Source organism: Pirellulimonas nuda, from assembly GCF_007750855.1.
Classification (GTDB): Bacteria; Planctomycetota; Planctomycetia; order Pirellulales; family Lacipirellulaceae; genus Pirellulimonas; species Pirellulimonas nuda.
Genome location: NZ_CP036291.1, coordinates 4,864,984 through 4,890,527, shown reverse-complemented (window position 1 = coordinate 4,890,527; position 25,544 = coordinate 4,864,984). Strand labels below are relative to the sequence as shown.

General features: G+C 65.2%; 17 protein-coding genes. 6 read left to right on the top strand and 11 right to left on the bottom strand.

The window, feature by feature from the left end; translation table 11 throughout:
• Window positions 1-52: 52 nt before the first annotated feature.
• From Pla175_RS18990 to Pla175_RS18955, 8 genes are all read right to left on the bottom strand, one after another.
• Window positions 53-1,519, bottom strand: coding sequence for a CmpA/NrtA family ABC transporter substrate-binding protein (locus Pla175_RS18990; protein WP_145288945.1), 1,467 nt, complete (start codon window positions 1,517-1,519; stop codon window positions 53-55).
• Between the two features lie 509 nt (window positions 1,520-2,028).
• A complete protein-coding gene (locus tag Pla175_RS18985; protein ID WP_145288942.1) occupies window positions 2,029-3,066 on the bottom strand; it encodes a zinc-binding alcohol dehydrogenase family protein in 1,038 nt (345 codons plus the stop codon).
• A gap of 144 nt (window positions 3,067-3,210) precedes the next feature.
• The gene (locus Pla175_RS18980) at window positions 3,211-4,569 is read right to left on the bottom strand and encodes a tagaturonate epimerase family protein (RefSeq protein WP_261342787.1); all 1,359 of its coding nucleotides are present in this window, start codon (window positions 4,567-4,569) and stop codon (window positions 3,211-3,213) included.
• A 21-nt stretch (window positions 4,570-4,590) separates the two neighbouring features.
• Entirely contained in the window at window positions 4,591-5,913 is a 1,323-nt protein-coding gene (locus tag Pla175_RS18975; protein ID WP_145288935.1) for a Gfo/Idh/MocA family protein, read from the bottom strand.
• A 281-nt stretch (window positions 5,914-6,194) separates the two neighbouring features.
• Window positions 6,195-7,466, bottom strand: a complete 1,272-nt coding sequence (locus tag Pla175_RS18970; protein WP_197526992.1) for a TRAP transporter large permease — start codon at window positions 7,464-7,466, stop codon at window positions 6,195-6,197.
• A 114-nt stretch (window positions 7,467-7,580) separates the two neighbouring features.
• A complete protein-coding gene (locus tag Pla175_RS18965; RefSeq protein WP_145288929.1) occupies window positions 7,581-8,123 on the bottom strand; it encodes a TRAP transporter small permease in 543 nt (180 codons plus the stop codon).
• A 5-nt stretch (window positions 8,124-8,128) separates the two neighbouring features.
• On the bottom strand, window positions 8,129-9,172 hold the full coding sequence (locus Pla175_RS18960; RefSeq protein WP_145288926.1) for a TRAP transporter substrate-binding protein: 1,044 nt from the start codon (window positions 9,170-9,172) through the stop codon (window positions 8,129-8,131).
• 386 nt (window positions 9,173-9,558) lie between these two features.
• Window positions 9,559-10,734: an AraC family transcriptional regulator gene (locus Pla175_RS18955; protein ID WP_197526990.1), complete on the bottom strand. Its 1,176-nt coding sequence runs from the start codon at window positions 10,732-10,734 to the stop codon at window positions 9,559-9,561.
• Window positions 10,735-11,067: 333 nt separating this feature from the next.
• Here Pla175_RS18955 and Pla175_RS18950 point away from each other — a divergent pair, with 333 nt between their 5' ends.
• The 6 genes from Pla175_RS18950 to Pla175_RS18925 all read left to right on the top strand — a co-directional run bounded on the left by Pla175_RS18950 (window position 11,068) and on the right by Pla175_RS18925 (window position 20,793).
• On the top strand, window positions 11,068-12,432 hold the full coding sequence (locus Pla175_RS18950; RefSeq protein WP_145288920.1) for a glycoside hydrolase family 28 protein: 1,365 nt from the start codon (window positions 11,068-11,070) through the stop codon (window positions 12,430-12,432).
• Between the two features lie 137 nt (window positions 12,433-12,569).
• Complete coding sequence (locus Pla175_RS18945; RefSeq protein ID WP_145288915.1) at window positions 12,570-13,469, top strand: NAD(P)-dependent oxidoreductase; 900 nt, start codon at window positions 12,570-12,572, stop codon at window positions 13,467-13,469.
• Window positions 13,470-13,477: 8 nt separating this feature from the next.
• Entirely contained in the window at window positions 13,478-14,770 is a 1,293-nt protein-coding gene (locus Pla175_RS18940) for a Gfo/Idh/MocA family protein (protein WP_145288912.1), read from the top strand.
• The gene (locus Pla175_RS18935; protein WP_145288909.1) at window positions 14,767-15,747 is read left to right on the top strand and encodes a DUF6807 family protein; all 981 of its coding nucleotides are present in this window, start codon (window positions 14,767-14,769) and stop codon (window positions 15,745-15,747) included. Before Pla175_RS18940 ends, Pla175_RS18935 begins: the two co-directional genes overlap by 4 nt.
• A 39-nt stretch (window positions 15,748-15,786) precedes the next feature.
• Window positions 15,787-17,505 (top strand): sodium:solute symporter family protein, encoded by a 1,719-nt coding sequence (locus tag Pla175_RS18930; RefSeq protein WP_145288905.1) that lies wholly within the window; start codon window positions 15,787-15,789, stop codon window positions 17,503-17,505.
• A gap of 129 nt (window positions 17,506-17,634) precedes the next feature.
• Window positions 17,635-20,793: a family 78 glycoside hydrolase catalytic domain gene (locus tag Pla175_RS18925; protein WP_197526988.1), complete on the top strand. Its 3,159-nt coding sequence runs from the start codon at window positions 17,635-17,637 to the stop codon at window positions 20,791-20,793.
• A gap of 10 nt (window positions 20,794-20,803) precedes the next feature.
• Here the strand turns inward: Pla175_RS18925 and Pla175_RS18920 are convergent, their stop codons facing one another.
• The 3 genes from Pla175_RS18920 to Pla175_RS18910 form a co-directional block, all read right to left on the bottom strand.
• Entirely contained in the window at window positions 20,804-22,897 is a 2,094-nt protein-coding gene (locus tag Pla175_RS18920; protein WP_231954544.1) for an alpha/beta hydrolase, read from the bottom strand.
• Between the two features lie 88 nt (window positions 22,898-22,985).
• Window positions 22,986-24,035, bottom strand: coding sequence for a substrate-binding domain-containing protein (locus Pla175_RS18915; protein WP_145288893.1), 1,050 nt, complete (start codon window positions 24,033-24,035; stop codon window positions 22,986-22,988).
• A gap of 75 nt (window positions 24,036-24,110) precedes the next feature.
• Entirely contained in the window at window positions 24,111-25,541 is a 1,431-nt protein-coding gene (locus tag Pla175_RS18910; RefSeq protein ID WP_145288890.1) for a DUF1501 domain-containing protein, read from the bottom strand.
• Window positions 25,542-25,544 lie beyond the last annotated feature (3 nt).

Genomic DNA, 25,544 nt, shown 5'->3' with positions numbered 1-25,544 from the left:
TTGCGTGGGAAGGGGGCTTTCGCCAGAGGGGGCGGCGAGGAGGCGGGGGGCGCTAGTCCTGGTTGCCGATCTGGTGGGCCTTGAGGTACTCAAGCGGCTTGCGGCCGTCGTAGGTCACGCCGTCGATGAACTCATCGGTGGGGGGCTTGTAGCCGTCGGTCTCCCAGGGAACGTCGGCCTCTTGGATCAGGCCCTGGTCGGCCAGGATCCGCGCCGCCTTCAGGTAGACCTCGGGCTTGTACACCTTTCTGGCAGTTTCCTCGTACCACTGAGCCGGCTTGGGTTCGGCGATCTGTCCCCACCTTCGCATCTGGGTCAGAAACCACACGCCGTCGCTGTACCATGGGTAGGTGCAGTGGTGCTTGTAGAAGACATTGAAGTCGGGCATCGCCCGCTTGTCGGACTTCTGAAAGTAGAAGTGGCCCGTCATCGAGTTCTTGATTACGGCAAAGTCGGCGCCGACGTAGTCGGGCCGCGAGAGGATGCGGGCCGCCTCTTCGCGGTTGACGAGGTCGCCGGACGGGTCGACGGCGTCTAGCCATTGGCCTGCGCGGATCAACGCTTTGACGACCGCCACATGGGTGTTTGGATTCTCGTCGGACCACCTCTTGCTCACGCCGAACACCTTCTCTGGGTTGTTCTTCCAGATGTCGTAGTTCGTCGTGACCGGAACGCCGATCCCTTTGGCCACCGCCTGCTGGTTCCAAGGCTCGCCGACGCAGTACCCCTGGATGTTGCCCGCTTCGAGCGTCGCCGGCATCATCGGCGGCGGCGTGACCGACAGCTCGACCTGGGCGTCCGTCCGCCCCGCGATATCGCTGGGTGAGTACATCCCGGGGTTGATCCCAGACGCGGCGAGCCAGTAGCGCAGCTCGTAATTGTGCGTAGAAACAGGGAACACCATCCCCATCTGTAGTTTCTGCCCCGCGGCAAGCATGTCTTCGACGATCGGCCGGAGCGAGTCTGCGGAGATCGGATGCTCCGGCCGCGGCTGCTTGAGCCGCGGCTCGTTCTCTTGCATCTGCTCCCAGATGGCGTTCGAAACGGTGACCGCGTTGCCGTTGAGGTCCATCGTGAACGCAGTGAAGATGTCTTCTTGTTTGCCGATGCCGATCGTGGCGGCGATCGGCTGGCCCGAGAGCATGTGGGCGCCATCGAGCTCGCCGCTGATGACGTTGTCGAGCAGGGTCTGCCAGTTGGGTTGGGCGATCACTTCTACCTGCAACCCCTCGTCGCCGAAGAAGCCCTTCTCCTTGGCGATCACGATCGGAGCGCAGTCGGTAAGCTTGATGAACCCCAGCTTGAGGGCGTCCTTCTCCAGGTCCAGCGTTCTTTGCTGCTTCCTCGTTGAAAGAGACGTGGGCTCGGCGGCGGTCGCTCCGGCCGGGCCCTGGGCCAGTTCCTTCTCGAGGTCCGCCAGCACGCTCAGATCGACCTCTGCTGGCTTTGTCCCGCACCCTTGGCAGCATGCCAGGAGCAGGCAGAAGAGCGGGGTCGCGAAACGCAGGGAGTTCGGCATAGCTGGGCGGGCCGGCTTTTTAGCTGCATAGGTGCTGATGGATGTCAGTACGCAGCCGGCAATGCAAAGCCGGCGCCGCTTTGCTTGCTGAGCTTAGGGGGTCCCAACGTGCCCCCCCTGTGCGCTCTGCGGATCCACCGTGGGACAATTCGTTGCCATCCCCTCCTAGCTTGCCATCGGCGTGCCCGTACTCTGCGCAGCAACGCACGATTCCACGGCGCCGGCCAGCGTCTCGGGGGAGGGCGTGGGCTAGAGCGACTCTGGGGGGCGGCGAAGCAAGCCGGGAAGACTGCGGCTGCTACTTGGTGCGCGCCCACAATCGCGTCCGGCGCCAGTGCACAACGCCATTGAGCTTGGCCCTGGGGCAGGATCTCTCTGGGCCGCAGGTCAACGCGGTCCCACGGGGCGGGTGCGACCGCGGCAGGCCCTGGCTCTACCGACCCTGCACGAACCATGGCCCGCGGGCCAGCGCCCGAACGCCCCGCTCTGGCCCGATCCGAGGCAGCCTGTCACGAAGACAGCGAATCCCCCAGGGGGAAATCAACGTGGATCTTCGTAAACGCCTGCGGGTTCTGCCCCCAGGCGGCGAGTGTTTCTCCCGCGTCGTCCAGCGTAGATTGGTGTGAGACGATGCGGTCGCTCGGGAACCCTCCGGAAGAGAGCATCTTGATGACGTTCTCGAAGTCGCCCTTGAGCGCATTCCGAGACCCGCGGATGTCGAGCTCCTTCATCACAAACAGCTTCGTCTCGTACGCCACGGCTGCTTTGGCGTAGCCGATGTAGACGACCCGCCCGGCGAAAGCGACTTCTTCTACCGCGGCGACAAAGGTCTCCGCCAACCCCACGGCTTCGATGACCACATCCGGGCCGTGCCCGTCGGTCAACTCTTGCAGCCGATCATGGAGCGGCATGGTCCGCGAGTTAATGGCCTCAGCGGCGCCGCAGGCGGTGGCCAGCTCGAGCTTTGCGTCGTCTACGTCAATGGCGATCACACGCGCCCCGCGGAAAGCGGCGCCCGCGATGGCCCCCAAGCCGATGGCGCCCGCCCCGAACACGGCAACCGTGTCGCCGTCGCGGACTTGGCCCCGGGCGGCGGCATGGAACCCCACCGTCAGTGGCTCGACGAGGGCGAGTTCAGAGAACGACAGCCCTTCGGCGCTGATGATCTTCTCTGCACTGATCGCGAAGAACTCCGACATGGCGCCCTCGCGTTGCACGCCGAGGGTTTGGTTGTAGCGGCAGCAGTTGGGGCGATCGGCCCGGCACGCGCTGCATTTGCCGCACTCGGTGTAGGGGAACACAAGCACGGGAGTCCCGACCGACCATCCGTCGACCCCCTCGCCCAACTGCTCGATCGTGGCCGCGATCTCGTGGCCCGGCACGCGGGGGTACGAGACCAGCGGATTGAGCCCGCGGAAGGTGTTCAGGTCGCTGCCGCAAAAGCCGACCGTGCGAACGCGCAGCAGCACCTCGCCGGCGCCCGGCTGGGGCGTTGGCACTTCAGTAAGCCGGCACTCCCCCGGCGCGGTGATTTCCAAAGCCTTCATCGAACAACCTTGATTATAAGAGTCCCGATCAGTCGCGTACTCAGCCTTATCCGTTCCGACAACCAAGCAGGCCTTTGCGTTGGGCCGACGCTAGACGAATCGGCTCCGGCCTTGTTCCTGCCCAGCGGCTCGCTTCAGCGTGGGTTACATGCCTGCCCGCAGAGCCGAGAGGTGCTTCTCAAAATGCACCGCGAGGACCTCTTCGTACACGGCGGGGTGCTCGACCAGGCAGGCTCGGAGCGCGGGGCCGAGCCGCTTGTCGGTCAGCACCGACCCGAATGTGCAGTGCAAGATCTGCCGGCCGGCCTGGGTGAATCCGTCCCCCTGGGGCGTCGTTTCCCACCGTCCCAGGTAGCACTCTTGAAGCTCGAGGTCGCTCTTCAAGTGCTCGGGAGGTGGAACGGCGTCGAGCGTGGCGTGGACGTGATACGTGGCGCGATCGGCGTCGTAGCGGGTCCGCGAGAAGACGCAGAGCTCGCGGAACAACTCTGGCTCTTCCTGGGCCGCCACGCGCAGCGCTTCTAGGTAGGAGGTGCCGGCCGTCTTCACGTGGAACATCCCGCCGGTAGCCCGCGCGAGGGCGGGGTACATCGAGAGCTTGTCGGAACCGGAGTGCAGGCTCAGCTTGTAGGGGCCAAGCACGTGCGCGATTGCGGCGTGGTCGCGCAGGCTCGTCTCCAGCGCCTGCACATCGCCGATGTAGTCGACGCCCTTCTCCAGCTCGCCGATGAACCGAGGCGCTAGCGACACGAGCTTCATGCCGCTTTGCAGGCATTGATCGGCGACGATGTAGTGCTCTGCGAGCGTGGTGGGCTGCTCGGTTTCGTCAACGCTTAGTTCGATCTCGTAATCACGCCCCGCCGCCTGCTGTACCTGCCGGATGGTCGTGGCGAGCGACACCGCCGCCTCGATGGCCCGACCGTACTTGACCGCGGCCTTGAGCAGAGCGGGCTCATCGAAGACGATGGTCGACCCCGTCGGGAGCTTCACCGTCTTGCCCCGGTACCCGTTTACCCACGGCGCTGCTCCCGCGGCTTCCGTGAACAACTCACGGACGCGCGCTTCGCTGTAGTCGTCGGCCTGTTGGTCGACGATGCCGGAAGGGTCGATAGTGAAGAAGGTGAAACCGGCCTCGGCGGTGACGCTAACGTCCGCGGGGGTCTTCAGGTGGTCCGCGTCGGCGCCGTGCGGTTGGCTCCAGCCGGCGGCGCGGCAGGCGTTCATCGCGTCTTCCATCACGCCCGGGGGGGTGCGATTGGTGCGCGTCATCTCTCGGATCGACTGCTGGGCGAACATCGGTGCGATGCCGCCCCCCGCGCGACGCGCCGCCGCGATGTGGCCAGGGGTTGCCAGTCCGATGCGGTCGCCAAAACCGAAGGAAGGAGCGAGGCCGAGGGGAGTGGGCTGTGGGGTACTCATCCTGAACCGCTGGAGGGCGTTGTGGTGTTCGTTGGCCAAACGATCTTGGACCGTTCCAATCGGCCCGCAATTAGAATGAATCACGCGCAGGCTTTCTAGCAGCCCTTACGCCTGACCGATCACGGCCTTCCCACCGGTTGGGGCGCGGGTGGTCCAGTGGGGGCCTTCCGGGCCGGCCGGCGTGGGCGTGTTGATGGCCCAGACCTGCCCGGCGGCGTCGTACTCGAGTTCGAACCGCTGCCCCCCGGCGTCGAGGCTCCGGCGGCCGGCGTCGAGGATGGCCGTCACACGCGTCGTGTCGTGGACCGTGGCCAAGCGGCCGTTGAAGTCGTCGCAGGCCGCTTTGCCCGTGCGGACCGCCTGGGCCGCCTCGACGAACGCCTCGATGCTGCGGTAGCCGTAGCCGTGCTGGCCGGCGAACCGCCCCCGTGCGTCGGGGGCGTACTTCATGAACAGCGGGTTGGGAGAGGCGTAGCCCGCCGTGTCGGTCGCCAGCGCGTAGCCCCGGTGGGCCTGGTCGATGTTCAGCTCCCCCTTGTGCCCCATGTAGAAGAACCGCTGCTGCGAGTGGACGTCGCTCTGCGGCGCAATCCACGACGAGGTGTACAGGGCCGACGCGCGGGAGCGGTCCGCCAGGTTCTCCCACTCGACGCAGAGCGTGATCGTGTCTTCGGTGTCGAGCCCCGCCGCCGCCGCCACGCCGGTCGACGCGATGGCGGAGACCGCCAACGGCCGCGCGCAGTGCTCGACGACCCAGTTGTTGAAGTCGACGTGGTGCGCGTTCAGGTAGAAGCTGATGTCGCTCGACTTGCCCGCCCACGCCCGGAACGTGCCGAGCTGGCTCTTCGGCTGGCTCATGTACGAGCTAAAGAAGCTGAAGGCGCCCAGCTCGCGGATGCGGTCGCGGGCGTCGGCGTAGAGCGGGTCCCATCGCTTGTGCACCTCCATCGCCACCAGCACCCCGTGGCGGCGGGCGGCGGCCGCGAGCAGGAGGTGTTCCCGCAGGTTCTTCACGATCGGCTTGGCGACCAGCACGTGCATGCCCCGCTCGACCGCCCGCATGGCGATCTCGAAGTGCGTGTCGTCCGGCGTGAAGACCGTCACCAGGTCGCCCGGCTCCAACGCGTCGAGCGCCGCCAGGTAGGCCAGCGGGTCGCGGGGCGTGTCGTCCGCGGGGAAGCTGCGGAACGACACGTCGAGGCCGCTGTACTTGTCGCCGACCAGATCCTGCAGGTGGCGGCGGATGGCGGGGAACTTGGCGCCGTTGGCGCCCGCCATGCTCAGGTCACCCAGCCGCCCCCGGTCACGCAGGTCGAAGCAGGTAAGCGCCACCACGCCTGCGCTCTTGTCCGAACCGCTCGCCCCGTCGCGGACATAGCCCGTCGTGTACTCGCCCGTGCCGACCATCAACAGACGAGGGAGTGACATCTTATCTCGCGGTTCTTTCGGCGGACACGCACGGCGTCTGGCAGGCGCAAACGGCGGAGGCGCGGCGCCGTCGCACCGACAGCACTGCTCCCCGACCGTCAGTATGCAGGGCCGAGCCGAAATGCCGCAACTCGCTTTCTGCCCCGAAATGAGACAATCGTGAGCAACGGCCCGAAGCCGGAGAGAAATCTGCCTAGATTCGCAGGCAGGTGGACGTTCTGGAGGCCTTCCGTCCGGCGCCCTACACCAACTGGGGCCCGGCGATGAAACCGAACCTGGGGCTAGTCCAAGAGTCCTGCCTGCCTGGGCAGCCAGAGCGACAACTCTGGCAGGTAGGTTACTAACATCAGGGCCGCGATCATCGCCGCTAGGAAAGGGAGCAGCGGTCGGACGAGCTCGGAGATCGTCGTCTTGCCGACCCCGCAACCGACAAACAGGCAGGTTCCGACCGGCGGAGTGCACAGCCCGATACACAGGTTCACGATCATCAACACGCCGAAATGCACGGGGTGTAGCCCCATCTGCGCCGCTACCGGCAGAAAGATAGGCACGAAGATCAGCACCGCAGGCGTCATGTCCATGAACGTGCCGACAAACAGAAGCAGCACGTTGATCAACAGCAGCAGCACGATCCAGTTGTCGGACAGGGTGAGCATCGCCTGCCCCACCTGCTGCGGGATGTTCTCGTAGGAAAGCGCCCAACTGGTTGCCTGGCTCGCCGCGATCAGCAGGAACACGACCGCTGTGGTAATCCCTGTTCGCAAGCAGATGTTCGGTAGGTCGCGCAACCGGATCTCGCGGTAGACGCAAACCGCCAGCAGGAAGGCGTAGAGCACGGCAATGGCCGCCGCTTCGGTAGGCGAGAAGAGACCCACGAGGATGCCGGCCAGAACGATCACCACCAGCGCCAGGCTAGGCAGAGCGCGGAGCCCCGAATAAATCACTTGGCCGCCCCAGCTCGAACCGTCTGTCGTGGCGTCCTCGCGGCTAGAAGTCGCCGGCGGGTGCGTGGAGGCCCTCAGCCAGCTTACCGCCATGATGGCCAGCCCGAGCAAGACGCCCGGCAGCACGCCGGCAAGGAACATCGCCGCCACGGACACGTTGCCCGCCACAACGGCGTAGACGATCATAATATTGCTCGGTGGGATGACGAGCCCGGTGGTCGCCGAGACCGTGGTGAGCGCCACGCTGAAGCGGCGGTCGTAGCCGTTCCGCTCCATCTCGGGCAGGATCGTCCCTCCGACGGAAGAGACGGCGGCGGTGGCGGACCCCGAGATGGCGCCGAAGAGCATGCAGGTGATCGTGCAGACGTAGGCCAGCCCGCCCGTCGTGCGTCCCACGATCGCGGCGGCGAAGTCCATCAGCCTGCGGGCCATCCCCCCCTCGCCCATCAGGATGCCCGCCAAGATGAAGAACGGGATCGCCAGCAGATTAAAGCTCGCTACGCCCGTGCTCATCTTTTGAGCGACGAGGTAGCTTGCCGGCATTCCTGGGATCGACATCAGGGTCAGCAGCGCGCTGAGCCCCAGGCCGACCGAGATCGGAACGTCCATGACCAAGAGGACAAGAAACGAAAGAACAAGGATGACAACCTGTGGCTCCACGCTTGATTGGTCCGTCGGCAGAAGTGGGGTGGGGGATCGGCAGGGAAGCGGCCGGCGTCGGCGTCAGTCTAGCCTTGCGGCGGTTTCCACGTCGTGCGTCTGACTCATCGGCGCCGGATGAAATATCAGCTCCAGGAGCCTCTTTAAACCGAACAGGATAATGCACGCCCCGGCAATCGGGGCCGCAAGGTAGACGTAACCCATCTTGAGCTGCAACGCCGGGGTGAACTGCCCCGCCCCCAGCGTCTCGCGGACCAGCACCATGCCGCCGTACACGAGCGCCGTGGCGGCGAACGCGATCACGATCAACTCGCTCACGCAGGCAAGCGTTCGACGGGCGTCGGGGTGCAGCTTGTTCGCGAAATAATCGAGCCCCAGGTGCTCGCGGCGGGCGAAGCCGACCGCCGCACCGAGGAACGTAACCCAGATCAACAGCAGCCGGGCGAGTTCCTCCGTCCACAGGCTGGGGGAAAGGCCAAAGTGCGAGCCGAACCGGGCAGCCACGCCCCACAAGACGTCGCCCACGAGCGTCAGTACAAGCAGGATCACCAGCAGTTCCAGCAGGCGCTGCACGGCGTCGCTAAGCTTGAAGAATGACTGCATCATCACGGCTACCGGACCTCCTCGATTCGCCTTAGCAGCACGCCGATTTCACTGTCGCCATAGGCCTCGTGCATCTCCGCCACCTTCTCAATGAAGGCGCTCTTGTCGGGGCGGTGGATCCGCACCCCTTCGGACTCCGCGGTGCGGAGCGCCTTGTTGGTTTCTTCGCGCCATAGTCGCCGTTGGACCGTGGTCGACTCGTCGGCCGCTTCGGTGAGCCAACGCTTCTGGTCTGCGTTCAGCCGGTCCCACCAGAGCTCGCTGACCAACAAGATGTCGGGAGTCCGAGAGTGCTCGTCGAGGGAGTAGTCCTTGCATACCTCGCAGTGGCGTGTTGACGTAAAGCTGGGGGGATTGTTCTCGGCGCCGTCGACGATCCGCTGCTGCAGTGCAGAGTAGAGCTCGCCGAAACTCATCGGGGTGGGGGAGCCGCCGAGGGCTTTCAGCATGGCGATGGACGTCTTGCTTTCTTGCACGCGGATCTTGAGCCCCTTAAGGTCGTCTGGCGCCAGGATCGGTCGGTTCACCGTGTAGAAGCTGCGGGCGCCGGCGTCGTAGTAGCACAGCCCGTGAACGCCGTGGTCGGCGCCTGCCGCGAGCAGTTCCTCGCCAATCTCTCCCTCGATGACCTTCCAAAAGTGATCTTCATCTCGGAAGGCGTACGGCACGCCAAAGACCGCCATCGAGGGCACGAAGCTCTCGAGGGGGCTGGTTGACGTCTTCGCCAGCGCTAGCGCCCCCCGTTGTAGGTACTCGATGCAATCGGTCTCCGAGCCGAGCTGACCGTTCGGCGCGATCTCCAGCAGCATGGTCCCGCCCGACTTTTCCGCCAGCCTCTGCGCCATGTGCTCCATCGCGACATGGACCGGGTGGCTTTGGTCGAGGCTATGGCCCAGCTTCAGCACGAGCGGGCCGGAATGGACTCCCTGCCCCAACCCCAGAGCCGCGACAGCGGTTGCCGCCAGAGTGACGGCCAACAGGCCGAGCAGCAAGAAAGAAGTCGATTTTCCCACGATCACCTTTTTAGTACGTAGCCGAACGATGCCGGTCATGGGGCCCTAACAGGCAGTTCTGCGCGTCGAAGCGACACTTTGAAGGAGTCCGAGAGCGACGCTTGGCCGCAAGCGTGTTGATTGTAGCGACCTGCCGGACCCCTTTGTAGCAAGCGACCCTCAGCGGCCTTCGAGCGCGGATCGCTCGACCTCGAATCTTCGGGGGGCCTCGGCGGAAGGACGGTCGTCCTGGCGCCTCCCCGCCGACGCCGGTGATTGTGGGGAACAGCGAGCAGCGGCCCGCAACGATCGCTGTCGCCGGCGACTTGCCGTCAAGCGAGGGGGCGTCATCGTACCTAGCCGCTTCTTGCCAGGCATGGAGCAGTCCGCCCCCTTTTTCGGACCAAAGCGTCACCCGCCGAGAGCCGGACGGGAAGACCGGGCCGTTAGTCGGTTTCAAGCTCGATCGCCGCCTCTTCGTGCTCCAACATCTGCCGCCGGCATTCGCCCGGCGTAGCGCCGTACGCCTGCAGGAATGCGAGACGCATTTGTTTGACGGAAGCGAACCCGGTACGCTGCGCCACGTTGATGATCTTCGTCCGCGGCTCGTCGCTCAGCAGGCGGCGAGCCTGTTGCAGGCGTTGGCGGCGGATGTACTGATAGGGTGTTTCTCCGAAGGCGTCGCGGAACGCGTACTCCAGCCACCGCCGCGAAACGCCGGCGTGCGACGCCATCTCCTCGACCGTGATCGGGTCCTTAAGGTAGTCGTGCAGGTAGGCCAGCACCATACGCAGGCGGGGGTCGGAGACAGCAAAAGCCGCGGTCGACTGGCGTTCAACGACTTCCAGCGGAGGCACGCGGGTCTCTAAGGACTCCAACTCGTCGCCCCGGATTAGCTGGTCCAGCATCTCCGCCGCGCGATACCCTTCCATCATGTTGTTTCGGGCGACGCTTGTAAGCGTGGGCGAGACGTGTTCGCAGATGAAGGGCTCGTTGTCGACGCCGATGACGGATATCTGCTCGGGCGTCTCAATCTTGGCCTGCTGGCAGGCGTCCAGGACGTAGCGGGCTCGGTAGTCCGAAACCGCCAGGACGCCGCACGGTTTGGGCAGCGACACAAGCCATTCGGAGAGCTGCTGATTCTGCTTCAGCCATGCTTTGCTGTGGAAGCGGAACGTGGGGGCGGCTAGGTGCTGGGCGCTCGAGAGTCCGGTGAACCCGCTCTCCTCAAGGTGCGACAGGAATCCCATCCAGCGTCGCTTGGAAAACTCGACGCCGGTAAGCCCGTAGAAGGCCAGGTTCTTGAACCCCCGGCTCAGCAAGTGCTCGGCGGCGAGCTTGCCGATGGTCTCGTTGTCTACCATCGAACGCGCTACGGGCGAATCGGCCAGCGCGCTGGATACGTTGACTACCGGGATCGGAAACATGCTCGCACACCGCGCCTCTTCCGGTGTGTTGACCGCGGCGAGCACGCCGTCGCCCGGCCAGCCGTCGAGTTCGAGAAGCGAGAGCGAGAGCGACTCGGGGGATACGGTGTATGCCCAGTCGCATTCGTTCTCGGCCGCGTACCGGCAGACGCCCTCGATGAAGAGCTCTTGATGAGCCCCCCTGGGGAAGGCCAACGCTATTTGGCGGGTTCGCGACACGGGTCGGGGCCGTGGGTTTTGATTGCTTTCTACGGAAGCGTGGGCAGCAGCGTGGCGGGCCCGCATGTTCGTGTGAGTTCGGTGCGCGAGCCCGCTAGAATGCAAACCATACACGCTGCCGCGAACAAATGGGGCCGTATGACGCAAAAGGGGGCGGGATGCGGCATGAAACGTTTCTTGTCTTGAAACAAGGCGTTCGACACGTTTCTCTTGAGCCCTCGTCCCTCAGAATGGACGACTCGGGTCGCGCGACCAACAGTCGTCGCGTGGGAACCTATCGGATGCGACACACGGATAGACAAGGGCGCCATGCACTCTCTCAACAACCCACTCGCGATCCTGCTCGTCGCCCTGGGCATCTCGACACACGCGGCCCGAGCTTCCGGCGCCGATGCTCCGCCTAGCGGTTGGGACGCCGTCCCCGCGATCCTCCAGCGTATCGTGCCGCCGGAGTTCCCCGACCGTGACTTCCGGGTCGATCCCCCTGGGGGGAGCGCGGATGGCAAGGCCGATTTCCGAGCGGCGATCTCCAAGGCCATTGATGCGTGCAGCGAGGAAGGGGGAGGACGCGTGGTGCTAGGCCCCGGCAAGTGGTTGTCGAGAGGACCGGTCCGGATCAAGAGCAACGTGAATCTGCACCTGGAACGCGGCGCGACGCTCCTGTTCAGCGCGGCTCCGGATGACTACCTACCGGCGGTGTTTACCCGCTTTGAGGGGACCGAGCTGATGAACTTCTCGCCGCTGGTCTACGCCTTCGAGCAGGAGAACGTCGCCGTTACGGGGGAGGGGACGATCGACGGGCAGGCGGACGATGAACACTGGTGGGGTTGGGAGCCCAACTGGGCCAAGGACATCGCAAGGCTCGGCCTCATGGTTGAGCGGGGCGTGCCCCCTGGCGATCGCGTGTTCGGCGCCGGGCATCACCTGAGGCCCAGCTTTATTCAATTCTACCGCTGCAAGAACGTGCTCGTTGAGGGGGTCAAAGTGGTTCGGTCTCCCATGTGGGAGATCCATCCCGTGCTCTGTGAGAACGTGACGGTGCGCGGGGTTCGGATTGAAACGCATGGGCCCAACAACGACGGTTGCAACCCGGAGTGCTGTCGGTATGTGCTTATCGAAGACTGCTACTTCGACACGGGGGACGACTGCATTGCGATCAAGTCAGGACGCAACGCAGACGGCCGACGGGTCGCTGTTCCGAGCCAAGACATCATTGTCCGGAACTGCGTCATGAAGGACGGCCACGGCGGGGTAGTGTTGGGGAGCGAGATGAGCGGTGGGATCCGCAACGTGTTTGTCGAGAACTGCAAGATGGACAGCCCCCATCTTGAGCGTGCGATCCGGCTCAAGTCCAACTCGATGCGCGGGGGCTTTCTCGAGAACCTGTATGTCCGTGACGTTCAGGTTGGGCAGGTCAGCGACGCCGTGCTGAGGATCGATCTGCGGTACTGGCATCCCGAGTCGGGCGATTTCGTCCCCACCGTCAGGAACATCGTTCTCGAACGGGTCGTCTCGCAGAAGAGCCTGCGGCCCATGTACCTGGTGGGCCTTCCCGATAGCGCCATCGGGCAGGTGCACCTCCGGGACTGCGAGTTCCGCAACGCGTCGCAGCCCAGTGTGATCGAGAACGTGGAAGAGCTGAGGCTGACCCGAGTGACGCAGCCGCGCGAATAGCCTGGGGGCACAAGCCTCCGAGTTGCGACCGCGATTTGCCGCCCGCTTTTGCGACACGGTCGCCACCAGCGGGTAGATTGCCGCACAATGACTGCAGCGATCACCCCTCCATCTCTCTTGAGTGTCCGTAGCCCGTCATGCCAGCGCAATCGAGAACTCCCCAGCCGCTCGGAGTCGTCGGCCTCGGGCTGCTCGGATCGGCGCTCGCCGAGCGGCTGCTGGCGGGGGGGTTCGAACTGTTGGTCTTCGACCGCGAGCCTGACAAAGCCGCTCCGTTGGTGGCGCGGGGCGCCCGCTGGTCGGAGAACCCCATCGCCGATTGCCGGCGCGTCGTGTTCTGTTTGTACACGACCGAGGTTGTCGAGGAGGTGCTCGGCCGCTGCGACCAATCGCTTCAACCGGGGCAGGTGCTGATTGACGCCACAACGGGCTCGCCGGAGGCGACGGCGCGGTTGGGGCGTCGGCTCTCGGATCGTGGGGTCGACTACTTGGAGTCGCCCATCCTAGCGTCGAGCGATCAGACCCGCCGTGGCGAGGGGGTAGCGCTGGTCGCCGGCCGGGAGCCGGCTTTCGACGCTTGCAGAGACGTCTTTCACGCCATGGTCGCCAGGGCTCATTACCTGGGCGCCTGGGGGAACGCAGCCAAGACCAAGCTGGTGAACAACCTGATTCTCGGGCTCAACCGCGCTGCGCTCGCCGAGGGATTGTGCTTCGCCGAATCGATCGGTCTCGACCCGGCAGCGGCTCTTGCGGTGCTGCGACAGGGCAACGCCTATTCCGGGGTGATGGACACCAAGGGCCAGAAGATGATCGACGGCGACTTCTCGCCGCAAGCCAAGCTGAGCCAGCACGCAAAGGATGTTCGCATGATAGTGAGCCTGGCCAAATCCAACGCTCGGCCGCTTCCTCTTACCTCCTTGCATCTAGAGTTGTTGGAGCGGGCCGAACAAGAAGGCCTGGGCGAGCGCGATAACAGCGCCATCATTCAAACGTTCGCAAACATGACGCAGCACTCGAGCCATTCAGAAGCGACTTAGGCCGCACAATGAGCACACTCACTCGACGAACCTTCCTGATGACGACGGGCGCCGCCGTCGCTGGGGCTTCGCTCTCTCGACGGGCCCGGGCCGTTGGGGCGAGCGAACGCGTAAGGTTTGGATTGATCGGGTGTGGCGTTCGCGGCAGGTCGTTCGGGTCCCTCGCCACGTCGCTTTGCGACCCCGACCAAACAAGGTTGGGGCAGCTCGCCGGTTCCGCGGGCATCGCGTCGGGGCGGACGATGACCGACCTGCGGCGGATGCTGGACGACCCTGCGATCGACGCGGTGATCATCGCGACCCCCGACCACTGGCACGCCCCGGCGGCCATCCTGGCGTGCGAGGCGGGCAAGCACGTCTATGTAGAGAAGCCGGTCTCACACAACTTTCGAGAGAGCCGGTTGTTGCTCAGGGCGGCCCAGCGGGCGAACGTGGTCGTACAGCACGGCACCCAGCAGCGTTCGCGGCCGTTCGTGCGCGACGCGATCGCGATGCTGCACGAGGGGGCGATTGGCGAGGTGCTGGCGGCCAAGGCCTGGAATGTCCAGCTTCGCGATAGCATCGGCAAGCGGCACGCTTCGCCCCCTCCCCGTGAGATCGATTACGACACATGGGTCGGCCCCGCGGAATGGATGCCGCACCAGTCGAATCGGCTGCATTCTGCCTGGCACTGGTGGCACAATTTCGGCACCGGCGACATCGGCAATGACGGCGCACACGAGCTGGACTACGCACGCTGGGGTCTCGGGGTAGATGCGCTGCCGTGCAAAGTCAGCGCCACGGGAGGCAAGTACTTTTTTGACGACGACCAGCAGTTCCCAGACACCGCCACGTGCGCGTTCGAATACGCCCCGGCCAATCAGGGCGCCACGCCGCGACAACTCTCGTTCGAGATGCGGCTGTGGTCGAGAAACTACCCAATGAACTGCGACTCGGGGGTCGAGTTCTACGGAACCAAGGGAAGGATGTTCCTGAGCAAGCGGGGCAAACTGCAGGTGGTCGGGCCCCAGAACGAGAAGATCCTCGACTCACGCCCCGGAGAAGAGAACGCGCTGGCGCATATCGACAACTTCGTGGCGGCCATCCGTGGCGAGGCGCCGCTCAATGCGCCGCTGATCGAGGCGCACCGTAGCGTCGCCCTGGCGCATCTGGCGAACGCTGCGATCCGCGTGGGACGGTCACTCCAGTTCGACGCCGTCGCAGAGCAGGTGGTGGGCGACGACGACGCTTCCCGACTGATGCAACGCGTCTACCGCAAAGGGGGGCACTGGGCGACCCCCGTGGGCATGCAACCGGCATGAGAACTGCGCACGAGACATCACGATTGTTGCTTGTCGGCGCCGTTGCGATCACGTGTGGCGGGGCAGACTACGCCGGAGCGCAACTCAGCGCTGAAGTCCGCGATGGCGCGATTGAGCTACGTGACGGCGCGGAGCCAGTGGCTGACTACGTCTACAACGACGCCGAGATCCCACGCCCGTACTTCGCCAACCTCCACGGCCGTGGGGGAGTGGGTGTGTCGCGCAACCACCCGCCGATCGAGGGCGAGGACGAGGCCGATCACCCCTCCTTCCACCCTGGGTTGTGGTTGGCGTTCGGCGACCTGAGCGGCGCGGACAATTGGCGTCTGCAGGCCAAGGTCGTCCACGCCAGGTTCCTGCAGGCGCCCACGACACGGAAAGCCTGGATCGGCTTCGCGGTTGAGAACCTCTACCTGTCGGCGGACGACCCGCCGCAAGTCATCTGCAAGGAGCGTTGTCGCTACGAGCTGCAGCCAATGCCCAACGGCTATCTGCTAACGCTTGACTCGACGTTTTACGGCGACCAAGCGTTCTCCTTTGGAGACCAGGAAGAAATGGGCCTTGGCGTCCGCGTGGCGACGCCATTGCGCGTAGAGACCAAAACGGCGGGGCTGCCGGCGGCTACCGGCGTGATCCTTGACAGCCAGGGGCGCCGCAACGCCGCGGAGGTTTGGGGCAAGGCCTCTAAGTGGGTTGACTATCGCGGCAAGGTTGACGGCGTCTCCGCAGGGATCGCGATATTCTGCCACCCGCAGAACTTCCGCCCCACACGCTTTCACGCTCGTGACTACGGCTTTATCGCCGCGAATCCGTTCGCTGACGCAGCGTTTCATATCGGTCCGCCACGCCGGACGGTCGTAAATCCGGGCGCCAGTCTGAGGCTACGCTACGGGGTGCTCCTCCATTCGCGGGAGGCGCTAAGCCCCGATACGCTGGAATCAAGGTATGAGGACTACGTTCAAGCAGCGGCCCCTTGAACGCAGCCGGCCACTACTCATCGCGACCCAGGCGCTGCCATGCAACCCGTTGACTGGGCTGTGCTGCCGATCTACTTGGCAGGGATCACCTTGCTGGGTGTGTGGACAGCGCGCAAGGTGAAAACGTCCGGCGACTTCTTTATGCCGCGGCGGTTCGGCAAGATGATGATGTTGACGTTCGCGTTCGGCACAGGAACCTCCAGCGACCAGGCCGTAAGCGTCGCCTCACAGACGCTTACCAACGGCGTCTCGGCGATCTGGTGGCAGTGGCTGTGGCTGCCGGCGACCCCCTTCTATTGGCTCATCGCCCCCATCATGCGGCGGTTCCGCGCCGTCACCACGGCCGATGTCTACACGCTGCGTTACGACCGTAGCGTTGGCGTGCTGTTCGCTGTGGTCGGGGTCGTCAGCCTTGCTGCAAAGATCGGTCTGCTGCTCACCGGGGTGGGGGCGATGGTCGACTCCTGCACCGGAGGGAGCATCGACGCGACCTGGGCGATCGCGATTGTGACGGTGCTGTTCGTCACTTACGGGATGGCGGGGGGCCTTGCGGCGGCGATCGTCACCGACTTTGTGCAGGGGATCATGACGGTCTTGTTCTCTTTCCTACTACTCCCTTTTGTCTTGCAGGCCACGGGGGGGCTCGAAGGGGTCCGGCAGACCCTCACCGCGCACAACCCTGCCATGCTCTCCCTGCTGGCGCCGGGGAAGATCGACGCATTCTTTGTCGTAATGTACTCCTTGCAGGCGCTGGTCGGCATTGTCGCGTACCCGTTTATCATGGGGGTGTGCGGCGCCGGGCGGACGGAGATGGACGGCCGGGTCGGCTTCATGTGCGGCAACATCCTCAAACGGGTTTGCACCGCCGCCTGGAGCCTCACGGCGCTCGCCGCGGTGGCGTGGTACCTGAACAGCGGCGCCGACCTCGCGACGCTCACGCCGGACCATCTCTATGGGGACGTCGCCCGGGCGTTCCTCCCCGGCGTGATGCCCGGCCTGTTGGGGGTGTTTCTCGCCTGCCTGTTGGCGTCGATCATGAGCTCGTGCGACGCGATCATGATCTCTTCGGCCGCCCTGTTCACGGAAAACGTCTACCGCCCGATCGTCTCCGACCGCGACGAGCGGCACTACATCACGGTCGGTCGCCTCGTTTCCTTGGCCGTGGTGATCAGTGGGGTCGCGTTCGCGTTCTGGTTCAAGGACGACGTGGTGGCGGCGCTGAAGTTCTGGTTCAAGGTCTCTCCGACCATCGGAATCGCCTTCTGGATCGGGCTGCTGTGGCGGGGCGCCACTCCGCTCGGCGCTTGGGCGGGCACCCTAGCGGCGATCGCGGGGTGGTTCGCCGCTACCCACCCAAGGGTCGCCAACTGGTTGGGCGAACGCGGGTATGCCGATTTCGTCAACCTGGCGAGCCAGAAGAATGCCGGCGCCTGGGAACTCAGCGAGCCTTGGGTCATCGTCGCCTACATGGCCTGCGGCGTCGCCGCGTGCATCGCCGTCAGCCTGGTGACGCGCAAGACGCCACCCGAACGGCTGCAGCGATTCTACGACCTCACCCGCACGCCCATCCGCGAGGGGGAGGTCGTCCGCACCCCCTGCACGCTTCCCGAAGGGGTCGAGCCGGCCAAGCGGCGCATGCTGCTGACCGCCGGCGGGCTCGAAATCCCGGTCCCCTCCGCGACGTCTGTCGTCGGCTTCATCGCAGGATGGCTGATGGTCGGCCTGCTGATCGGCGGGTTCTTATGGCTTATCAATTGAATAGCGAGACTGCCCACCGTGAGAATGCGCGCACATCCTTGGCTGGCGTCCCTGACTGTCTGCGCGTCCTTTCTTCCGGGAACAGGCGACAGGACGGCGTACGCCGCTGACGGCCTCCGCGTTGAGCGATTGAGCTGCGAGCAACTCCTAGACCCGCAGGGGATCGAGACGCCGGCGCCACGGCTGAGCTGGACGCTCGCTTCCGACCAGCGCGGCGAGCGACAGACCGCCTACCGGGTCGTGGCCGCCTCGACCCCCGAGTTGCTCGCGGTCGGCCGAGCCGACCTGTGGGACAGCGGGCGGGTGGACGCGTCTGACAGCGTCCTCGTGCCGTATGCCGGACGACTGCTTGCCTCGCACGAGCGTTGCGTCTGGAAGGTTCGAGTTTGGGGCCGCGAGGGCGGTCCCTCGGCTTGGAGCGAGCCGGCCGAATGGCTTACGGGGCGGATTGGTTCCTCCCCCTGGCCGGGAGAGTGGATTGGGCTCGCGGTTCCCACTCGCATCGAGACGCTCGCGGGGACCAGTTGGATTGCCGCGCCCGACGACGAGCCCGGGGTCGCTGCTCCCGCGGGGGTCACCTACTTTCGCAAGGCGTTCGAAGTGCCGGACGAGGGCGAGGTCGATTCGGCCGTCTTCCGCGTCGCGGCCGATGACCGCGTCGCGATCTTTCTCAATGGTCGAGACTTGGGGAGCCGCAGCGGGCCCAGCTCGACCAAGGAGCTCAACGTGACGCACCGGCTCCTGCCGGGCCGGAACGTGATCGCAGTGGCCGTGACCAACGACGGCGACGCGCCAAGCCCTTCGGGACTAGTAGCTTGGCTGCGGGCTCGGCTCGTAAGCGGCGCCGAGTTTACGGTGGTTAGCGACGGCGCTTGGTTAACGAGCAGAGCCGAGGCGCACGGGTGGAACGCCCCAGGGCTTGACGACTCGGGATGGGTCGCCGCCGAGACGCTCGGGCAGGTCGGCATGCCGCCATGGGGCCCCGTGCGTCACGCCGAGAGCCGTCGACTCGCGGCCCGCTACCTCCGCAAACGCGTCGACCTGGCGAAGCCGATCCGCCGCACGGTGGTTTCCTACAGCGGGCTGGGGCTCTCTGAACTCTACGTCAATGGCCGGAAGATCGGCGACCAGGTGCTCTCACCGGCGATGATGGAGTACCCAAAACGCCTCCCGTACGTGACGCGCGACGTCACCGGCGCCCTGGTCGAAGGCGAGAACGCGATCGGCGTCGTTCTGGGATCGGGACGGTTCTACTCTCCGCGAAGCGAGGTCTACGCGTCTATGCCGACCTATGGATCGCCGATGCTTCGACTCGTACTTGAGGTGGAGCACACGGATGGATCGAGGACGGTTGTGGTTTCCGACGGCTCTTGGAGGCTCACCGATGACGGCCCGATCGTCGCGAACAACGAATACGACGGAGAGGAGTACGACGCCCGCAAGGAGCTCACGGGCTGGTCAGAGGCCGACTACAACGACACCGCTTGGCGGCCGGCGGAGGTGCTGAGCCACCCGGCCGGTGAGCTGTCGGCGCCGATGATCGAACCGATCCGTGTTACCGAAACCATCCAACCCAAGCGCGTACATCAACCCCGCCCTGGGGCGTACGTGTTCGATCTAGGGCAGAACATGGTTGGCTGGTGTCGGTTGCGGGTTCGGGGACCTGCGGGGGCTCGGGTGCGTCTCCGGCACGCAGAAACACTTCTGCCCGACGGGAACCTGGCGTTGGCCAATCTCCGCACCGCGAAGGCCACCGACGTTTACACGCTCAAGGGAGACGGCTTGGAAGTCTGGGAGCCGCGCTTCACGACGCATGGGTTCCGCTACGTCGAGGTGACCGGCTATCCCGGCACGCCTTCGCTCAGCGCGATTGAGGGACGCGTGGCCCACGACGATCTTCAGCCGACCGGACGCTTTGAGTGCTCGAACCCGATTCTGAATCAGGTCTACCGCAACGCGGTGTGGGGGCTCCGAGGGAACTACCGCAGCGTGCCAACCGACTGCCCTCAACGCGACGAGCGCCAGGGATGGCTGGGCGACCGGCTGGAGATCGCCCGGGGCGAGTCTTACATGTTTGACGTGGCGGCGTTCTACGCCAAGTGGCTGCGCGATATCCGCGACGCACAGCAACCCTCGGGGAGCCTTCCTGACGTCGCCCCTGCCCACTGGCCGACCTACACCGACAACGTGGTGTGGCCGAGCGCCTCGGTGCTTCTCCCCGGCATGTTGCACGAGCAGTACGGCGACAAGCGGCCGATCGAGCGTCAGTACCAGAGCAGCCAAGGCTGGATCCGCCACATGAGCCAGTACGTCGAGGAAGGACTCATCGGACGCGACAGCTACGGCGATTGGTGTGTCCCACCCGAAGACCCGCTGCTAATCCACTCAGACGACCCGACCCGCAAGACCGACGCCGCGCTGCTAGCCTCGGCGTTCTTTTCCCACGATCTAGAGCGGATGCAGCGCTACGCGGAGATGCTCGCCCGTCCGTCGGACGCCGCGTGGTTTGCCGAACGTGCGAGCGAGATCAGTCGGGCGCTCAACGCCCGCTACTTCGACCCGGCCGAAGGGGCGTACGGCAATGGGACTCAGACTTCCTGCGTCATCCCGCTTGCGTTCGGTTTGGTACCAACGGCAGGCCGTGAGGTGGTCTTCGACCGGCTGGTGCGCAACGTCACCAAAGTGAACCACGGCCACATCGCCACCGGGCTCGTTGGGGGCCAGTACCTACTGCAAACCCTTACCCGTGGCGGCAGGGCGGACCTTGCCTACCAGATCGCTGCACAGGAGGACTACCCGAGTTGGGGGTACATGGCGTCGCGCGGCGCAACGACGATCTGGGAGCTGTGGAATGGCGACACGGCCGACCCGGCGATGAACTCCGGCAACCACGTGATGCTGATCGGCGACCTGCTGACGTGGCTGTACGAAGACCTCGCGGGGATCGCCCCCGACCCGGCGGCGCCCGGGTTCAAACGGATTCTTATGCGGCCCCAGCCCGTCGAGGGCCTCGACTACGTCGTCGCGGCCCATCGCTCCCCCTACGGATGGATCGAGAGCGAATGGCGGAGAACTAAGCAGGGGCTGGCCTGGCGCGTCGTGGTTCCGCCAAACGCGACCGCGACGCTCTACTTGCCGGCGCGGGGAGAAGCCCAAGTGACGGAGTCTAGCGTCCCGATCCAGCGAGCCGAGGGTGTGACGCCTCTAGGCGTTCGGTCCGGTCGTTTGGTCGTCCGTGTCGCGAGCGGCCGCTATGACTTCGAGATCGACCATCGAGACGACCACTAGGGGACTGCGACTAAGGGTGCGTCTCAAGCAGCCAAGCGGCAGCGCCGGTCGAGAACGCGTCGCCGTCGAGCATGGAGACTTCTGCCTGCGCATTTGTGGCGCTGTAGGCGTCCCTCACCAGCGGCGGAGCTTCTGCTCCTTCGCCCCCGAGCAGCAGCCGCCGCGGGGCGCCGAGCGCTAGCAACGCGGGTAGATCGCCGTACTTCACCGCGCCAGGAAGGAACTGAGGGTCGCGCCAGCTTCGGAGGTCGACGAAGCGGAACCCTTGAGTGTCGATCGCAATCGAGTCGATGAGGTCGCCGCCAATCGCCCCGGCTGCCGCGACGTACGGGGCCGAGCCGCCGGTCGAGATGACGTGGACCTTGGCGCCGGGTGCATACAGCTTGCGCGCGGCAGCCGCTAGCGTCAGCACATCCGAAGCCCGCTGCGCGAGGACGGTTCGATTGTACCCGTAGGTCAGCGGCGCCACCGGCCAACGCTCGTCGACCATGCGGGTTTCGGTGAGCGGCTCGCCTTGATAGAGCAGATCGGCAGCGACGACCGCGACTCCGCAGTCGAGCAGACGCTGAACTCCCGGCAGCAGGCCGCCCGCCCCATCACGAATGCCCTGCTCGCCGTCGCTGTGGACCCACAGCACGACATCGCCGTGGGAGTCTTTGGGCTCCAGCACAACGGTGGAGAGGCGGGCGCCGTTCAAGTTGGAGCGCACCGCGCCGGTGCGTTGGCGGTAGTCGGGATGGTTAGCGGATTGGGCCTCCTGAAACTCGATCTGGGTCGCCTTGGGCTTCTCCCACGCCAACAGCACCTCAAAGGCGCCCCCGACCACGCGACGGAACTCCGCTAGGCCCGCCGAGTCGTGGGGGGCGAGGCTTGCCAGTTGTTCTTGGGAGATCGCATCGATGGTGCGCAGGAGCTCTTGCTCGACCTCGGGTCCGGCCGGCGGCGCCGGGTGCTCGGCGTCCCATACGTGCATCTGGGCGTCGGAAAGAGGGACGAAGTCGCGCTCCACGATCGGTTCGGGGGCGCCGATCTTGAGCCAGCGGTTCATCCATGGGTACATGGCGGCCCGGCTGGCGTAGTTGTAGTTGTGGGGGAACTGAGTGAGCGAGGCCAGCATCACTCGATCGGGCTTGCCCAGCAGCGTGTACAGACGCTGCAGCTCCGGGAAGCCCTTGGTGATGCACTCCCGCGTCCAGTCGTCGGCAGACGCCATTCCGAGTGGCTTGGGGGCGAACAACGCGGCCAATTCGACGTTGCCGGTCCCCACCCGCAGCCCGCACGCGTTCTCGCAGCCGCACCCCCCCTGCATCGCGGTCGAGACCATCACCACCGGGAACGAAACCGCTGGGCGGGGGTCGACAGCGCCCAGCATCAAGGTTTGGGTGGCCCCGCTGCTTCCACCGGTCACGCCAATCCGTTTCGGATCGACGTCGGGCAGGCTCGCGAGCCAGTCGAGGGCGCACTGCGAATTGAAGGTCTGCACCCCCAGTGGGCTTTGCATCCGCAGTTCTGCTTGCGTGCTGTAGAACCCCCAGTTGGTGGGCGAATCGACAATGGTGTCTTGCGAGGGTTGGTGGACGCTTGCAAACGCAATCTGCTGGCTATCGCCGTAGCCAAGCATGTCGTAGACAAACACCACGCAACCCATCCGCGCGAGTTGTACGCAACGCGCCTGGATCGGGCGCCGGCCTCCTACTTCATACCGCTCTGCGCCGCTGGCGAGCTGCCGTTCTAGTTCGTCGTCGTCCCACGATTGAAACCGGCCCCCCGGCCAGTGGCCGTAGGGGCAGAGCACACCGGGGCGCTGCCCTTCGGCGCCTTTGGGGCGGTAGAGGTTGCCGGTGACAAAATGTCCTGGGTAGCTCTCTAGGTAGACCTTCTCTACCGTGTAGGCATCTCGATCCACTCTTCCATGAACTACCGCGTTGGGCGTTTTGTGTGGGGGCGCTGGCCAAAGGCCCGCGGCTACCTTCACCCGGCGCCTCACTTGGTCTGCGCGCTCCTGCCACTCGAGCACGCTCGCCGGCGGATCAAAGAGGAACTCGTGTTGACGCAGGTGGACAAGGGGCCCTAGGCGCGCGTCTGCGGGTTGGGCCGTCACCATCGATTCCTGGGCCGCCGTTGGCCCAAGCGTCGCGCTCAGCAGCGTCAGTCCCAGCCATGCTCGGAGAGTGGTTCGCACCTTCACCGTGCTATCCCTTGGTCTTTGCGGGGGCGTCCTCGGCCTTCGATTGGGCCATGCGGGTGTTCATCGCCTCGCGGAACTGAGGCAGGGTCTCGTTCGTGATCGGCTCGACGCTGACGTGGATCGCTCCCCGGCCGACCACCGGCATGAACCGCACGTCTCCTCGGCAGAGCGAGTTGAGCATGTTCACCGCTTCGTAGCCGTACTTGTAAGGGTCCTGGGCCACGGTGGCGCTGATGTAGCCCTGCTCGATCCCGTCGAGGGTTTCAGGGAGCGTGTCGAAGGTCACCAGCCTCACCTTGTTCAGCCATCCATCTTCCTTGAGCACCCTCAGCAAGATCGGGGCGTGACGGGCGTTCATCCCCACGAAACAAGCGAGGTCTTCGTTCTCGGCCAGAGCGGAGCGGATGTTCTCTTCGCATTTCTTGTCGTCGCCGTCGTCGACCAGGTAGCCGATGACCTTGTAGCGAGGGTCGGTCGCGTCCGCCTCGGGGTTGGGCGACTCGTCGATGCGCGTCTTGAACCCCACCTTGCGGTCGATCAGGTTGTTCTTTGTGAGGTTCGCGATCAGCACGACTACCTTCCCTCCGTCGGGGAGCGCCTTCTTCACCAGCGTCCCGGCCACGAGCCCTGCGCTAAAGTTGCTGGTGCCGACGTAGCCGTTGCGAGCCGAAAGCGGCGCGTCCGAGTCGAAAGTCACCACTGGCCGGTCCTTGGCGATGGTGTTGATCAGCGGCGTTTGGCCTTCCGCGTCGAGTGGGCTGACGGCCACGCCGTCGACCCCGCCGGCGCCGACCGCCGACAGCAGCTTCATTTGTTCCTCGACGTTTTCGGACTGCGAGGGCATCCGTACGTCGAGTTCAATGCCGAGCTCTTTGGCGGCTGCCCGCGCGCCGGCCGCAGAGGCCTCCCAGTAGTCTCCCGACCCTCCCGTGACGAAGGCGATCTTCGCCGGGGACGGCAGGGGCGTCGTCTCCGACGCCGCGTTCAGTCGGTACCACCCGGCCGCCAAGACGGCTACCACCGCGATCGTCCAGAATGCGCCTTTGCTAAGCATGGCCTACGGCCCCCTTTTTGGGTTGAAATCGGTACTTGCTCTATGAGAAACCGATGGAAAGAAAAGTGTGGCGCCCTACGCGAGCAACCCCTTCACGACGTGAGCCGGCTCGACGCCGGTGAGGCGTTGGTCCAAGCCCTGGAAGCTGTAGGTCAGCCGTTGGTGATCGAACCCCAAGAGGTGCAAGATGGTGGCGTGCAGGTCGCGGACGTGTACCGGGTCGGCCGCTACGTTGAACCCCAATTCGTCCGTCTGCCCGTATTGCAAACCGGGGCGGACCCCGCCGCCGGCCATCCACATCGTGAAGGCGTTGGGGTGATGGTCGCGGCCGTCGCCATCGCCCCCCTCCACCATCGGGGTGCGGCCAAATTCGCCCCCCCAGATCACCAGCGTTTCCTCGAGCATCCCACGTTGCTTGAGGTCTTTGACGAGCGCGGCGGCGGCCTGGTCGGTTCGCTGGCAGTTGAGCCGGAGGTCGTTGACCAGGTTGCCGTGCTGGTCCCACGCCTCGTGGAAGATCTCAACGAACCTAACGCCGCGTTCCACGAGCCGGCGGGCCAGCAGGCATGTCGTGCCGAACGATGGCTTGCCCGGCTCTGCGCCGTACATCTCGGTGATGTGTGCCGGTTCATCGGAGAGGTCCATCGCCTCGGGGGCGCTCGCCTGCATTCGGTACGCCAACTCGAATGAGTTGATCCGGGTGGCGATCTCGGGATCGCCCACGGCGTCGAGGCGCTGGCCGTTGAGCCGGTTGATGGCGTCCAACGAGTCCCGTTGCAACCTGCGATCCACCCCGGGGGGGTTCGTGAGGTAGAGAACGGGTTCGCCGGTGGTGCGGAAAGGAACCCCCTGGTGGTAGGTCGGTAGGTACCCGCTGCCCCAATTGGCGTAGCCCCCGCTCGGACCCTTCTTGCCGGTGCTAAAGACCACGAAGCCCGGCAGGCTTTGCGACTCGCTGCCGAGCCCGTACAGCGTCCAAGCCCCCAGGCTCGGCTTGCCGAACTGCTGCGAGCCGGTGCTCATCAGCAGTTGGCCCGGCGCGTGGTTGAACGCGTCCGTGTGCATCGACCGGACGATCGCGATGTCGTCCGCGACGCCGCCCAGACCCGGCAGCAGCTCAGACAACTCTGCGCCGCACTGGCCGTAGCGCTTGAACTTGAATCGCGGCCCCAGCAGCTTCGAGTTGGGGTTGATGAACGCAGCACGGTAGTCTTTGGTGAGCCCTGCGGGGGGCGGGGAGCCGTCGTGGCGGGCCAGCTCTGGCTTGTGGTCGAACAGGTCGATCTGGCTGGGGGCGCCCGCCATGAACAAGAAGATGACGTTCTTCGCTCTGGGACGGTGTGGCGACGCTTTGGGGGCAAGCGGTTCCGCGCCTGACAGGACGTTGCCGAACGCAGGTCCGGCAAGCGCGATCGATCCCAGCCCGACGCCACAATCGCGCAGGAACCAGCGACGCGTGAGTTCGCGTGGGTCGCTGCCGCGGTGGAGGTGGTCTTGGCACTGCATAGA